Here is a 13,035-nt window from a genome sequence, read left to right on the forward strand (position 1 = left end):
CTAACCTGCTGGGTGAAGCAGCCGGTACATCCCATTAGCCGACCTTCGGAGCTGCGACCGACGCTGCAGTGCGAATAGGTGAAGTCTTCTTTCTTTCAGGCAGGAAACACCGACAAGGCGTCGGCAGAGAAGTCGAGGCCGATTTTTTGTCCTATGGGAACCGCACCAATCTCGCGGCCGGTTCTGACGCGCAGGGTGTCGCCGCCGGACGCGATGATCCATTCTGTTTGCGGTCCGAGATCCCGGGCGAATTCGACGGTGCCGGTCAGGACGCCGCCGGTTTCCGGACGTAGAGTGATGTCTTCGGATCTCAGTGCAACCCGCACCTTGCTGCCACGCAGGAAGGGCGCGGGAACGGCCAGATCACGCCCCATCAGGCGCAAGACGCCGTCTCCGAGGACCTGACCGTCGAGAATATTGGCCGAGCCCAGAAAATCCGCGACGAACGGATCAGCCGGTCGCCGATAGACTTTGCTCGGATTTCCGGATTGGCGGATGACGCCATCTTTCATCACCACCAAGTTGTCCGCCAGCATCATGGCCTCGGTCTGATCATGTGTTACAAGGATCGTGGTGACCCCGAACTGACGCTGGAGTTGGCGCAGCTCCACCTGCATCGCATCGCGTAGCTTGGCATCAAGCGCGGAAAGCGGCTCGTCGAGCAGGAACAGTTTGGGCCGCACGGCCAGTGCCCGCGCGATGGCGACACGCTGGCGCTGCCCGCCCGAAAGCGCCGAGACGGGACGGTCGGCGATATGGGGCAGCTGGATCACGTTCAGCAATTCCTCCACCCGTGACCGGCGTTCGGCCCGGCTCGCTTTGCGCAGCTTCAGGCCATAGGCGATGTTGTCGGCCACGCTCATATGTGGGAACAGTGCCAGCGACTGGAAGACCATGCCGAAGCCGCGCTTGTCGGGGCTGAGCGCCGAGATGTCGGTTCCGTCCAGCTGCAGGCTGCCGGATGACGCGCCCTCGAACCCGGCGATGATGCGCAACAGTGTCGTCTTGCCACAGCCCGAGGGGCCAAGCAGACAGACAAATTCGCCCCGCGCGACTTTCAGGTCGATATCGGTCAATGCCTGTGTCTGGCCAAAGAACTTGTTGACCCCGTTGATATGAAGATGGGTATCGGACATCAGGGTTCCTTTCAGAACAGGCTGGCCTTGCCGGCCACGATCTTGTCGGTCAGGATGATCAGCGCGCTATCGGCAAGGATAATAAAGACGGAAAGTGCCAGTACCGACGGGTCAAGCGACGACACGGTGCGGCTGTACATCCAGATCGGCAACGTATTGACGTCTATCGTGTACATGAAGAAGGTGATGGTGAATTCGTTGAACGAGATAATCAGCGCAAAGATCAGTCCGGCGAGGATGCCGGGGCGCATCATCGGCACGACCACATTGAGAAATCCGCGCCAGGGGGGGGCCCCAAGCGAACGTGCCGCTTCTTCGACCTCTGGGTCGATGCCCGCCATTGCGCTTTGACAGTTGCGCATCACGAAGGGCAGAACCAGCGTCACATGCGGAATGATCAGCCGCCACAGACCCAGATCCAGCTTCATGCCTTCGGCCATGAGCAAAAATGCGATCCCCAGCATCACCAGCGGAAACACCAGCGGCAGCGTGAACAGGATTTCGAGCGTTTGACGCAGACGCGCCGGACCACGGGCCATCGCATACGAAAGAGGCACGCAGACGGCGGCCGAAATGACCATCACCGCGAAGGCGACGAGCAGGCTGGTTTGCAACGCCCGGGCGACCGATTGTCCGCCATTCGCATCCGCTGTCGTCAGCATGTGCAGCACGTCGCCATACCAGCGCAGCGAGTAAGAGCTGGGGGGGAAGCTTGGCCGGTTGGATCCGGCAAAAGACATGATGACCACAATCACCACAGGCAGGGCCGCGATCAGCAGGCCCAGACAGGACAGCGCCAGCATCGCCAGACGGTAGGTGCCGCCCTTTTCATCCGGAATTAGCCCCACGCGCATCATCGCACCTCCTTTTTGGCGGATCGGTTGGTCGCCCAGCTTGCCAGAACCAGCGCCAGAGTGGTGATCGCGATCAGGACAACGCCCGCCGCCGCCGCCGAGGACCAGTTGAACATCGGCGAGATCATGTCTCGGATCACAACGCCAAGCATCTGCACCCGACGACCGCCCAGCAGCAGCGGGATCGCAAAGGCCGACGCGTTGAAGGCGAAGACGATGGAGGCGGCACCGATAAGGCCGGGGCGTAGCACCGGCAGGGTGATATCGAACAATGTCCGCCAATGTCCGGCCCCAAGTGATGCGGCCGCTTCCAGACATTCGCGCGAAACCGCACGGGTCGCGCTTAGGATCGGAAAGACCGCCAAGGGCAGGGCCGTTTGCACCAGCCCGATCAGCACACCTGTTTCATTGAACAGCAGGAAAAGCGGACGTGTGATGAGCCCCGTGGACCGGAGCACGGTATTGAGAACACCGGTAGGCCCCAGCAGGATGATCCACCCATAGGCCTGGATCAGCAGGTTCAGGATCATCGGCAGCAGGATCGCCACTGTCAGCATCCGGCGCAGAAAGGGGCTGCGGGTGGTCGCCAGCAGAAATGCCAGCGGCACGGCAAGAACCAGAACCAGAACGGTGCTGAACACGGCCAGTTTCAGGGTCAGCCCCAGCGCCGACAGGAAATACGTATCGGCCAGCGCCTGATAGGAGCTGACCGAAAACCCGGCGATGGACGATTCGTCGGCCGAGAACGAGAAGCGCAGGACGTAGAGGCAGGCCGCCAGAAACGGCATGATCGCCACCAAGGCAGGTGTGCTCAGCAGCACCGCAGGCTTGTAGTCCAGTCGTGAAGTCATAGTGCCGTCACCTGTCCCGAAGCGTCACGCCAACGCCCGTGTGTAGTTCTTGATCCAGTCCTCACGCACTTGCGCCATGAAGTTCTTGTCCTCGACCACGGCATTCTGGCCCAGCTGTTCGGGCTTGATGATGAAGGGACTGGCCTTGGCCGCTTCCGACATCACAGCCTTGGTGTTGACCGGACCGTTCAGAACGGCTTCGGCCAGTTGGCCCTGCACATTGGGGTCCAACGTGAAGTTAAGGAAGGCGTGCACGACCTCGTCATCGCCCGGTTTCACCTTGGGCATGATCGTGTACATCAGATCGGCATAGAACCCTTCGTCCAGGTCATAGGTCGCGCCCATATTGGAACTGGCGGGGTCTTTCAGTTCATTCGCGAAGAAGGCAGGGGCGTAGACACCGCCAAGATCCAGCGCATCGGCATAGAACAGTTCCGAGATTTGCGTCGGGTTCTCGCCGAAGGTCAGCAGATTGGGGCGCAGATCCGAGAGCTTCTTGAAGGCCGCGTCGGCATGGGCGACATCGGCGATCTTGGCTCCGAGCATCTTTTCGGTCGCGACGATCGTGTCGAGCGCGTCGGTCCAGGTCGATGGCGGCAGGAAAACACGTCCGGCGTGGGATGCTTCCCACATCTCGGCATAGCTCTTCGGGGGGGACTTGAAGGTCTTGGTGTTATAGATCAGCCCGCCGGTCCACAGCAGATAGCCGATCCCGTGACCATCGGCGCCGGTGCGGAAGCGCGGATCGACATCCTGCAGGTTGGGCAGCTTGTTGAGGTCCGGCTTTGCCAGCAGCCCGTCATCGGCCAGCGTGATCGCGCCGACCCCGGCCAGTGTAATGACGTCATAGACCGGTTTTGATCCGGTGGCGCGCAGTTTGGCCACCATTTCCGAGGTGCTGCCCGTCCGGTCCGCGATGACCTTGGCGCCCGTCATCTCTTCGAACGGTTTCGCAATCAGGTCGAGCACGGCCAGTCCGGTATTGTCAGACCATGTCAGCAGATTGAGCGTCTTGCCGGTGAAATTCTGGCTCCCTGCCGCACGCACGATGGCGGGTGCGGCAAGCGTCGTGGCAATACCGGCACCGGCAAGCAAGAGCTTACGGCGGTTGAGTTTGTAGGTCATTGCGATCTCCTAATCATGTCCAAGGGGAGCGGCATACGCACGAAGCGGCCTTGACAGGACCATGAACTAGAGAGGGAACGAGTTTAATAAAACCGCACCTTTTCAAACAAAAGTTTCCTCATGATGCAACAATTAAACACGCTGCCTGCTTTCGCCGCAACATGCGAAAAATTGCGCCTGTGTGGTGGGCGAAGTTTGAATAAACAGAAGGATTTCAATGTGCCGGTTTGGGGTGGTGTGTGATTTTTCCTAATTATATCATTATTTTAGTATGAAATTTTTGCAGGGTGGCGGATTTGTGGGCGCCAATCAGCGCAAACACGAAAAAAATGCGCCTTTCATTTGGGACACTGTTGCTCGCGACCGGACAGTCCGGCGTCCCGATATTCACAGAGCCCGAAATCCGGCTCTGTCTGCCCCACGCTTTGCCACAGGGGAGGCGCGCGGGGCAGACGGTTGGCGGTCTGTCAGCAGGGCGCTGTTAAGGGAGGGGGGGCGGAAGGACGGTCCTCTTGCGACCAATGAACGCGCGGTATCGGAGAGCGTCAGGGATAGAGCAGGCGTCGGCCAGCAAGGCGACCGGCGAGGCCGCAGGCAAGGATGGCAGCGGTATACCAGAGAAGGTAGAATGCGGGCCCGTCATCATCGCAATGGATCGCGTAGACCGATGCCGCCAAAGCGCCCGCCAGCAGCCCTGCGACAAAGCCGCTGCGGGTGCTGTCATATTCGATCCGGTGCCGGAGCCCCGCAAAAAGGACCCCGCCGATCGGCAGTGCCAGAGCAGGGATCGACAACAGGCATTGCCACCATGTGCGCCCCCAGAGATTGCCTCCTTCATAGAGCGCGATGCCCCACAGGCCCGCGCAGAGGCTCAGCAAAAGCACAGCACCGGCAAGCGGGCGACGGCGCGCTTCCAGTGGTTTGGTCAAAGACCAGAGCAGCACCCCCGACAATCCCAGTGGCAGCAGTTGTTTCAGCGCGACCTCCGGTGCAAGGATCGCCTCGGACCAGCCCGAACGCGGCCCCCAGAATATCGCCATCAAAAGCCCCGAGGCCATCACCCCGAGAAACAGGCGTCGCCAGAGATGTGGGGTCACTGGCGCGGTCGCATCGGCGGCCAGAGCTTTGATCAGGTTCTCGGTTTCCATTCCTCTTCCTTTCTTGCGGCCTCGGCCAGCCGTTGCAAGGCCCGATGCAGGGCCACACGCATGGCACCGGGGCTCAGGCCGAATTTCTGCGCGATGCTTTCGGGCTCTTCCGAACCGAACGCGTGATCGCGCAAGAGCGAGGCGTCGCGATGGGGCAGCCGTTCCAGCGCCTGTTCCAGATGCAGCGCTTCCAGCGGATCGGCGGTCTGGCCCTGCAGGTTCTCGTGGTCTTCGATTGGTTCGTGGCTGGCCCTTGGCCGGCTGCGCAACATATCGATTGCCTTGCGTTTGACGATGATGCGCACCCAAGGGAGCAGTGCGCGTGTCTGGTCCCAGCTGCCGCGTTTGAGATGGAGCGCCAGCAGCGCTTCCTGAACGACATCTTCCGCCATATGACGTAGGGCAGGGGGAAGATCCGTATGTGCCATGGCCCGCATGCGCGGAACAAGTTTTGACAGGCAGGCAGAATAGGCCTTGCGATCTCCTGCAAGCCCCTGCCGCATCAATGTCTCGATTTCGAAATCCGCGTTGGTCATGATCTGTATACGGGCACTCCGGACGCGATGTTACAGGCAGATTCGTAAAAAAACATCTTTTCGGTTTTCGGTTGGGGATCACGCTGCCGGACCATGTGGGGATGTTTCCGGCAACCCGATCACAGAAACGCGAGCCTGCGGGATCCGTGTAACATTCTGCCTCCGGCGCACGAAGACCCTGATGCAGACACCGTGATCTGCCCAACCCATTCAGGAGTTTTCAGATGTCGCAATCCAAACCCGCCTTTGCTCTGGCCTCTATTCTGACCGCAAGCCTTGCCAGCCTTGCGCTTCCGGCCCATGCCGCAGGGCAGGAGAAATGCTACGGCGTGGCAATGGCCGGTGAAAATGGCTGTGCCGCAGGGCCGGGCACCACCTGTGCCGGCACCTCGAAGGTGGATTATCAGGGCAATGCGTGGTCGCTGGTGCCCGCAGGAACCTGCATGAAGGTCGATTTGCCCGCTATGGCAGATGGCACCGCGCGTATGGGCTCGCTGACCCCGCTCGAGCGCGATCTGCCCAAGATGTAACGGCCCTCTGGCGCGCGATCACCGGTCGCGCGCCGGTTTTTCTGACTGGCAGAGGTGTCCTATGACGGTTTCCGGAGTTTCAACGCTTCCCGCAGCAGCAGGGATCGGTTTCAAATCGCAACATTACGCTGCACTTGACAGGCCGGGGGCCGTGCGCTGGCTTGAGGTGCATGCCGAGAACTATATGGTCGAGGGCGGTCCGCGCCGTGCGATGCTGGCGGATCTGGCAACGCGGTTTCCGCTTTCCCTGCACGGGGTCGGCTTGTCGATCGGTGGGGAAGACCCGCTGGACCGGACCCATCTGGCGCGGTTGCGCGCATTGATCGACTGGGTGCGGCCTGCACAGTTTTCCGAGCATCTTGCGTGGTCCACACATCAGGGGGCCTATCTGAGCGATCTGCTGCCCTTGCCCTATACGGAGACCAGCCTTGAGCGGATCTGTGCCCATATCGATCAGGTCCAGCAAAGCCTTGGTCGGCGGATGCTGCTGGAAAATCCGTCCAGCTATCTGAGCCTTGCCGAAAGCCGCATGCGCGAGACGGATTTCTTGCGGGCGATTGCCGAGCGTACCGGCTGCGGCATGCTTCTGGATGTGAATAACGTGTTTGTTTCCTGCGTGAATCTGGGGCTATCGATTGACGCCTATATCGATAGCTATCCGCTGGAATGCGTGGGGGAAATCCATCTGGCCGGTCATGAGGCCGATCCCTCGGAGGGCGCCCCGCTATTGATCGACACGCATGGCAGGCCGGTCGCAGAGCCGGTCTGGGCTTTGTATGAGCGGGTGATCACACGTATCGGGCCATGCCCGACCCTGATCGAATGGGATAATCATGTGCCCGATTTCCCGACCCTCGAGGCCGAGGCGGCACGGGCGGCGGCGATTTTGGACATGCCGCAGGTGCTGACATGAGCTTTCAGGCGGATTTCGCGCATGCGGCACTGTCCGCAGGGGGGGTACTGGCCGCAGGGCCGAACAGCCGTCACACACCGCAAGAGGCGCTGCGCCGTATGGCCGTATATCGCAATAACGTCACCGTTGCGTTGACAGAGGCCCTGCGTGCGGGGTTTCCGGTGATAGACCGGTTGTTGGGCACGCGGTTCTTTCTGGCGATGGCGCGGGAATTTGTTGTTCTGCATCCGCCGGATACGCCGGTTCTTGCAGGGTATGGGCTGGCCTTTCCCGATTGGCTTGCAGGGTTCGGGCCGGTTGCCCATTTGCCCTATCTGCCCGAGGTGGCGCGTATCGAACTGGCCTTGCGTCACGTGGCCCATGCCGCAGATGCGTCGCCGCTGGATCTGGCAGAACTCCGGCGTCGCCCCGAGGCCGCTTTGGCAGGGCTGGGCCTGCATCCGGCGGTCGCGCTGGTCAAGACGCGGTTTCCGGCCCTTGCGATCTGGGCCCAGAACAGCGACAGGCCCGATCTGGCCCATGCGCCTGCCGGAGAGGTGCTTGTCACGCGGCCCAGCGAAGCCGTGCGGATCTGTGCCGCAGCCGAAGGCACCGCGCAATGTGTGGCGGCTTTGCGGGCAGGGGCGACACCGGAGCAGGCTTTGGCGGCCCTTTCCGCACCGCAGGAGGTGCTGTCGGGACTATTGGAAATGGGGGCGCTGCTTTGGTCCGGAAAGGAAGCTGTGCGATGACGAAACCGAATACGTCCGAACGTCTTCTGGCCCTATCCGGCCTTTCGGGCCGGGTGGTCTTTGCCGCCGCGCTGGCAGGATATTTCTGGTCTTCCGCCCTGACCAAATTCGACGGGCTGGGTGTGTCTGCGGGGGCTTTCGTGCAGATCTTCCCCCGCCAGATGGAGGCTGTGGGCTATGATAGTGCGGCCCTGCCATTCTATGCCCTGCCAGTGGTGCTTGCGGGAAGTGTGGCAGAGCTTGTGCTTCCCGCGCTGCTGTTGGCGGGGCTGGCCACACGCCTTTCGGCGCTGGCCATGATCGGCTTCATTCTGGTGATGACGCTGACCGATATCTTCGGCCACGGTGTCACGGCCGATACGCTGGGCACATGGTTCGACCGTTTTTCGGATGGGGTGCTTGATCACCGCGCCCTCTGGGTAGGGCTTCTGGCGGGGCTTGTGCTCTCGGGTGGGGGATATCTGTCGCTGGACCGCTGGATATCGCGCGCCAGGGTCCGGCAAGCAAGGGCCGAGACTTCGGCTGCGTGCACCACATCACGTCCGAGACGTCGCAACAGGCCAGCCATGCCGGAGCCAATGGATCACAGGAAGGGAAGGGGGGATTGGAGCGGGTGAAGGGAATCGAACCCTCGTATGCAGCTTGGGAAGCTGCCGTTCTACCATTGAACTACACCCGCGAAGATGTGGGCGCACAGATACTTGCTCCGGTCTGGCGCGTCAAGCGCACAAAGCACCTGACGCACCGATTTTCGTTACGACAGCGTCGCGAGGTCTTTGGCATCAAAGCCCTTCAGATCGTCCATGCGGCCTTGCTTGACCTTGGTCACCCATTGCGGGTCCGACAACAGGGCGCGGCCCACCGCAATCAGGTCGAACTCGTCTTTGGACATGCGTTCCAGCAGATTGTCGAGTGACGTGACATGCGATCCCTCGCCCCCGAAGGCGGCAAGAAATTCGCCCGACAGCCCGACCGAACCGACAGAGATCGTCGGGGCACCGGTGATTTTCTTGGCCCAACCGGCAAAGTTCAGACCCTGCGCGCCATCGATTTCGGGGAATTCCGGTTCCCAGAAACGGCGCTGCGAGCAGTGGAAGATATCGACGCCCGCCTCCTTGAGTGGCATTAACCATGCCTCCATCTCGGCAGGCGTTTTGGCCAGTTTGGCGGCGTAATCCTGTTGCTTCCACTGGCTCAGGCGCAAGATCACCGGAAAATCGGGGCCGACCGCGGCACGGACAGCCTTGACCACCTCGACCGCAAAGCGGGACCGTTCCGGCAGGGTCGCGCCCCCCCAAGCATCGGTCCGCTTATTCGTAGCGGCCCAGAAGAACTGGTCGATCAGGTAGCCATGCGCGCCGTGGATCTCGACGGTGTCGAACCCGTTGGCCTTGGCATCCCCTGCAGCCTTGCCGAAGGCGTCGATGGTGGCCCAAATATCGGCCTCGGACATTGCCACCCCGCGCGGATCATCGGGGCCCACCAGCGCCGAAGGGCTTTCGACCTCGGCCTCCGGTGCCCAATCGCCGCTGCGGGTCGAGCCGGTATGCCAGATCTGCGGTGCGATCCTGCCGCCGTTTTCATGCACGGCATCGGCCACCGCTTTCCAGCCTGCAAGGGCCTCCTTGCCGTGAAAGAACGGGATATCGGGGAGATTGCGCGATGCGGGGCGGTCGATCACCGTGCCTTCGGTCAGGATCAGCCCGACATCATGGGCGGCGCGGCGCGCGTAATAGGCCGCGTTATCGGCATTAGGCACGCCAGCGGGGGCCATATTCCGTGTCATCGGAGCCATCACGATGCGGTTTTTCAGCGTGAGCCCCTTGATGGAGAAAGGGCGGAAAAGAACGTCGGTACTGGTCATTGGGTCACTCCTCGGTCGGCGCGTATCAGGCCGTTTGCTGCGGTCTGTTGGGCAGATATGAACGAAGCACTGGCAGACAAGATTGTGCGGCTGCACATATCGCGGCGTCCCTGCGCGATGCTGCACGTGCAAAGTGGCCTGAAGGAAAACCTAGCGGAAGAATAGCTCCGCCTGTATCGCTCCGCCGACCCAGCCGATGACCGAGCCGAAGAGAAAGGCGGTTGCCCCGCGCCACACACCAAACCTGAGGAAATAGAGCGATAGCAGGACAGAGCTGAACAGGATCGCGACATCCGCCACAAGCAGACAGACGCCAAAGCCGGTTACCGGAGGGGCCCAGAATGGACCAAGCTCTTTAGCCCCCACGATGATCGGAATCCCAAGACCATTGAGGACCGTCCCAGCACTCAAACCACCAAAGTGAAGCCAACGGTTTCGCCTATGCGATACCGGCATCGCACGGCCACGCCAAGCTGCCGACCGCGCCATGATCGTGGCCGAGGTCAGAAACACCGCAGACATAACCGCAAGGGCTGCCATTACGCTGAAACGCGGGATTTCTGGATCATCAACGGTGAGAAACGCAAGCATGAGCAGGGCCGAAATTACCCCGAGCCCCATCATCACCGTTGTCAGCAGCGAGCGAAGCGCCCGCCAGATGCCGGACACGGGGCCTGAAATGGGGCCTGATGCGGGCTGCGTCCTATGTCGTTGTACGCCCCGTCTGATATCGAAGGGAATGGCACGCTTTCTGGGAAAATCTGTCTTAAATGTCATAGCAAGATCTTATAAAGAAACCCGACCAGAGGCCGGGTTTCGATTAAAGTTCCAGAAGGCTGCGGTCACCTGCGACATAACGCTTGAGCACCGCAGGATATAGCTTGTGCTCCTGCACCAGCACCCGCGCGGCCAGTGTCTCGGCGGTATCGCCTGCGATCACCGGCACACGGGCCTGTCCCAAAATCGGGCCGTCATCTAGAACTGGCGTTACCTCGTGCACGGTGCAACCGGCTTCGGTATCGCCCGCCTCGATCGCGCGCTGATGGGTATGCAGCCCCGGATATTTCGGCAAAAGCGAGGGGTGGATATTCAGCATCCGCCCCGCAAAATGCTCGACAAACTCGGGCGTCAGCACGCGCATGAAGCCTGCAAGACACAGGATATCGGGCTTGGACGCCAGAATAGGCTTGAGAAGCTCGGCCTCAAAGGCAGCCCTGTCCCGCCCGAAGGGACGGTGATCAATGGCCGCTGTCGGCACGCCCATAGCCGCCGCCTTCAGCAGACCGCCCGCTTGCGCATCATTGGATGCCACAAGCACCGGCTCGGCAAAGCCTTCGGCCTGCATGGCCTCGACAAGGCGGACCATATTGGACCCGCCCCCCGAAATCAGGATCGCGACGCGTTTCACAGAAGCTTGCCCTTATAGGCAACCCCCTTGCCAGAGGTGATCGTGCCGATCTGCGTCACGGTCTCGCCCTCGGCGCACAGCAGTTCGGTCAGCGCCTCTGCGCGGTCTTTGGCCACCACGACGATCATGCCGATGCCCGAGTTGAAGGTCTTCAGCAGCTCGGGTTCGTCCATCTTGGCGGTCTCGGCCAGCCAGCGGAACACGCCCGGAAGCTTCCAAGCGTCCAGATCGATCTCGGCCCCCAGCCCCTCGGGCAGAACGCGCGGCAGGTTTTCGGTCAGGCCACCGCCGGTGATATGGGCCAGCGCATGCACGCCACCTGCGCGGAAGGCCTTGAGACATTGCGTCACATAAAGGCGAGTCGGCGCCAGCAGAGCCGCGCCCAGCGAGCCCTCACCCCAAGGACAATCGGCATCCCAGCCAAGGCCGGACATCTCGACGACCTTCCGCACGAAGGAATAGCCGTTGGAATGCACCCCATTCGAGCCAAGACCCAGCAGGATATCGCCTTCCTCAACGCCCTCGGGCAGCAGGGTGCCACGCTCCATCGCGCCCACGGCAAAGCCCGCAAGGTCGAAATCACCCTTGTGATACATGCCCGGCATCTCGGCGGTCTCACCGCCGATCAGCGCACAACCCGATTGCGCGCAGCCCTCGGCAATGCCGTTGATGATGCGGGTCGCAGGGTCCAGCTCAAGTTTGCCGGTTGCGAAATAATCCAAGAAGAACAAAGGCTCGGCGCCTTGGCACACGAGGTCGTTCACGCACATGGCCACAAGGTCGATGCCGATCGTATCGACATTGCCGGTGTCAATCGCGATGCGCAGCTTGGTGCCCACGCCATCGGTCGCGGCCACCAGCACCGGATCGTTATAGCCTGCAGCCTTCAGGTCGAACAAAGCGCCAAAGCCGCCCAAGCCCGAGACGGTGCCCGAACGCGCGGTCCGCTTTGCCGCCGGTTTGATGCGTTCGACCAGTTCGTTGCCCGCATCGATATCGACGCCAGCATCGGCATAGGTCAGACCGTTCGTTTTTTCGCTCATGGGCCCCCGCGCTCCTTGGGAAATTTCTTTGCCCTGCCATTAGCGCATGCAAGCCCGCGCGGCAATCACAGCCTGCATGATCGGACCAAGATTTCTTGACCCCGCCCGCGACTGTGATAATGAATGCCGCAATGGTGGGCCTGTAGCTCAACGGTTAGAGCAGGGCGCTCATAACGCCTTGGTTGGGGGTTCAAATCCCTCCGGGCCTACCAGCTTGACTATCTTTGGATCATAAGAATGCGGATTTGGAGCGATAAGCGACCAAACTGTAGACACTATGGGCAACCCAACCGCGTGAAGTGTCGCGATCGACGCAATGTCTCAAGATATCGATACTTGGTCCCTGTCCCGAACGCAAATGAGCGCGGAGAGTGACCCTTGCTGGCCGCAACGCGTCTCACAGGGCGCTAGATGAACAGCTTCGGCTGAAGCTGCGCCGCTATACGACTGATGCTGTGCTGTCTCGGAGGTTTGCGTTTTGCCGGCGTTCAGGGCGGATGCCTTGGGTGAGAGGGGGGCAAAGCGCCGGTTACCAACCCGCGCTTGTCTCTTGATACGTGCGATGCGCTTTCGAGGGGGAGAGATGCCGGAAGGCACAGCCGGATTGACCGGATCTGGGATCGAGGTGCTCCGCTGTGCCAGCATTGACAGGGCCAGATGCTATCGGTTGCGGTTCTTCCGGATATGGAAGGGCTTCACAGCGTCTGGCAAAAGAGCCGCTTTGGTCCGTCTGTGCCGCCTCTGGCGCGGGTCTCGGGGTTTGTCCATAGGCTGTGCGCAAGGCGGCTGATCTATGGAAACGGCCGTACCGCTGCGGATTGGCGGCTTGGACAGGGTGTCCTCTTCTTACAGCGACAGGGCGCGGGGCGCTGGCGTTATTGCCGCTGGAAATGGCG

14 protein-coding genes and 2 tRNA genes are annotated in these 13,035 nt (G+C 61.2%); 5 read left to right on the forward strand and 11 right to left on the reverse strand.

The genetic code is table 11. The features are described from left to right. Positions 1 to 95: 95 nt before the first annotated feature. The 6 genes from WDB88_RS07095 to WDB88_RS07120 form a co-directional block, all read right to left on the reverse strand. Entirely contained in the window at positions 96 to 1,136 is a 1,041-nt protein-coding gene (locus WDB88_RS07095) for an ABC transporter ATP-binding protein (protein WP_339106983.1), read from the reverse strand. A gap of 11 nt (positions 1,137 to 1,147) precedes the next feature. Beyond that, positions 1,148 to 1,993, reverse strand: coding sequence for an ABC transporter permease (locus WDB88_RS07100; RefSeq protein ID WP_339106984.1), 846 nt, complete (start codon positions 1,991 to 1,993; stop codon positions 1,148 to 1,150). Beyond that, complete coding sequence (locus tag WDB88_RS07105) at positions 1,990 to 2,841, reverse strand: ABC transporter permease (RefSeq protein WP_339106985.1); 852 nt, start codon at positions 2,839 to 2,841, stop codon at positions 1,990 to 1,992. The genes WDB88_RS07100 and WDB88_RS07105 overlap by 4 nt, the downstream gene beginning before the upstream one ends. Positions 2,842 to 2,865: 24 nt before the next feature. Continuing rightward, positions 2,866 to 3,966 carry an extracellular solute-binding protein gene (locus WDB88_RS07110; protein ID WP_339106986.1) on the reverse strand — a complete coding sequence of 367 codons (1,101 nt, stop codon included), beginning with the start codon at positions 3,964 to 3,966 and terminating at the stop codon, positions 2,866 to 2,868. Positions 3,967 to 4,511: 545 nt separating this feature from the next. Further along, positions 4,512 to 5,114, reverse strand: coding sequence for a DUF1109 domain-containing protein (locus tag WDB88_RS07115; protein ID WP_339106987.1), 603 nt, complete (start codon positions 5,112 to 5,114; stop codon positions 4,512 to 4,514). Next, positions 5,096 to 5,650: a sigma-70 family RNA polymerase sigma factor gene (locus WDB88_RS07120; RefSeq protein WP_339106988.1), complete on the reverse strand. Its 555-nt coding sequence runs from the start codon at positions 5,648 to 5,650 to the stop codon at positions 5,096 to 5,098. Before WDB88_RS07120 ends, WDB88_RS07115 begins: the two co-directional genes overlap by 19 nt. 224 nt (positions 5,651 to 5,874) lie before the next feature. On the opposite strand from WDB88_RS07120, the gene WDB88_RS07125 reads away from it, so the two are divergent. The 4 genes from WDB88_RS07125 (at position 5,875) to WDB88_RS07140 (ending at position 8,441) form a co-directional block, all read left to right on the forward strand. Next, complete coding sequence (locus WDB88_RS07125; RefSeq protein WP_339106989.1) at positions 5,875 to 6,180, forward strand: DUF2282 domain-containing protein; 306 nt, start codon at positions 5,875 to 5,877, stop codon at positions 6,178 to 6,180. 61 nt (positions 6,181 to 6,241) lie between these two features. Further along, on the forward strand, positions 6,242 to 7,093 hold the full coding sequence (locus WDB88_RS07130; protein ID WP_339106990.1) for a DUF692 domain-containing protein: 852 nt from the start codon (positions 6,242 to 6,244) through the stop codon (positions 7,091 to 7,093). Then, the gene (locus WDB88_RS07135) at positions 7,090 to 7,824 is read left to right on the forward strand and encodes a putative DNA-binding domain-containing protein (RefSeq protein WP_339106991.1); all 735 of its coding nucleotides are present in this window, start codon (positions 7,090 to 7,092) and stop codon (positions 7,822 to 7,824) included. The genes WDB88_RS07130 and WDB88_RS07135 overlap by 4 nt, the downstream gene beginning before the upstream one ends. Further along, entirely contained in the window at positions 7,821 to 8,441 is a 621-nt protein-coding gene (locus tag WDB88_RS07140; protein WP_339106992.1) for a DoxX family membrane protein, read from the forward strand. Before WDB88_RS07135 ends, WDB88_RS07140 begins: the two co-directional genes overlap by 4 nt. Here the strand turns inward: WDB88_RS07140 and WDB88_RS07145 are convergent. From WDB88_RS07145 to purM, 5 genes are all read right to left on the reverse strand, one after another. Then, positions 8,430 to 8,503, reverse strand: a tRNA-Gly gene (locus WDB88_RS07145). The two genes, WDB88_RS07140 and WDB88_RS07145, sit on opposite strands and share 12 nt — an antisense overlap. A 75-nt stretch (positions 8,504 to 8,578) precedes the next feature. Then, positions 8,579 to 9,688, reverse strand: coding sequence for an NADH:flavin oxidoreductase (locus tag WDB88_RS07150; protein WP_339106993.1), 1,110 nt, complete (start codon positions 9,686 to 9,688; stop codon positions 8,579 to 8,581). A gap of 150 nt (positions 9,689 to 9,838) precedes the next feature. Next, entirely contained in the window at positions 9,839 to 10,357 is a 519-nt protein-coding gene (locus WDB88_RS07155; RefSeq protein ID WP_339106994.1) for a hypothetical protein, read from the reverse strand. 151 nt (positions 10,358 to 10,508) lie between these two features. Beyond that, the gene (gene purN, locus WDB88_RS07160; RefSeq protein ID WP_339106995.1) at positions 10,509 to 11,096 is read right to left on the reverse strand and encodes a phosphoribosylglycinamide formyltransferase; all 588 of its coding nucleotides are present in this window, start codon (positions 11,094 to 11,096) and stop codon (positions 10,509 to 10,511) included. Next, the gene (purM, locus tag WDB88_RS07165; protein WP_339106996.1) at positions 11,093 to 12,139 is read right to left on the reverse strand and encodes a phosphoribosylformylglycinamidine cyclo-ligase; all 1,047 of its coding nucleotides are present in this window, start codon (positions 12,137 to 12,139) and stop codon (positions 11,093 to 11,095) included. The genes purN and purM overlap by 4 nt, the downstream gene beginning before the upstream one ends. Positions 12,140 to 12,275: 136 nt before the next feature. Here purM and WDB88_RS07170 point away from each other — a divergent pair. Further along, a tRNA-Ile gene (locus WDB88_RS07170) sits at positions 12,276 to 12,351 on the forward strand. The last annotated feature ends 684 nt before the right edge of the window (positions 12,352 to 13,035 follow it).

The sequence above is a fragment of the Thioclava sp. GXIMD4216 genome, from assembly GCF_037949285.1.
Classification (GTDB): domain Bacteria; phylum Pseudomonadota; class Alphaproteobacteria; order Rhodobacterales; family Rhodobacteraceae; genus Thioclava; species Thioclava litoralis.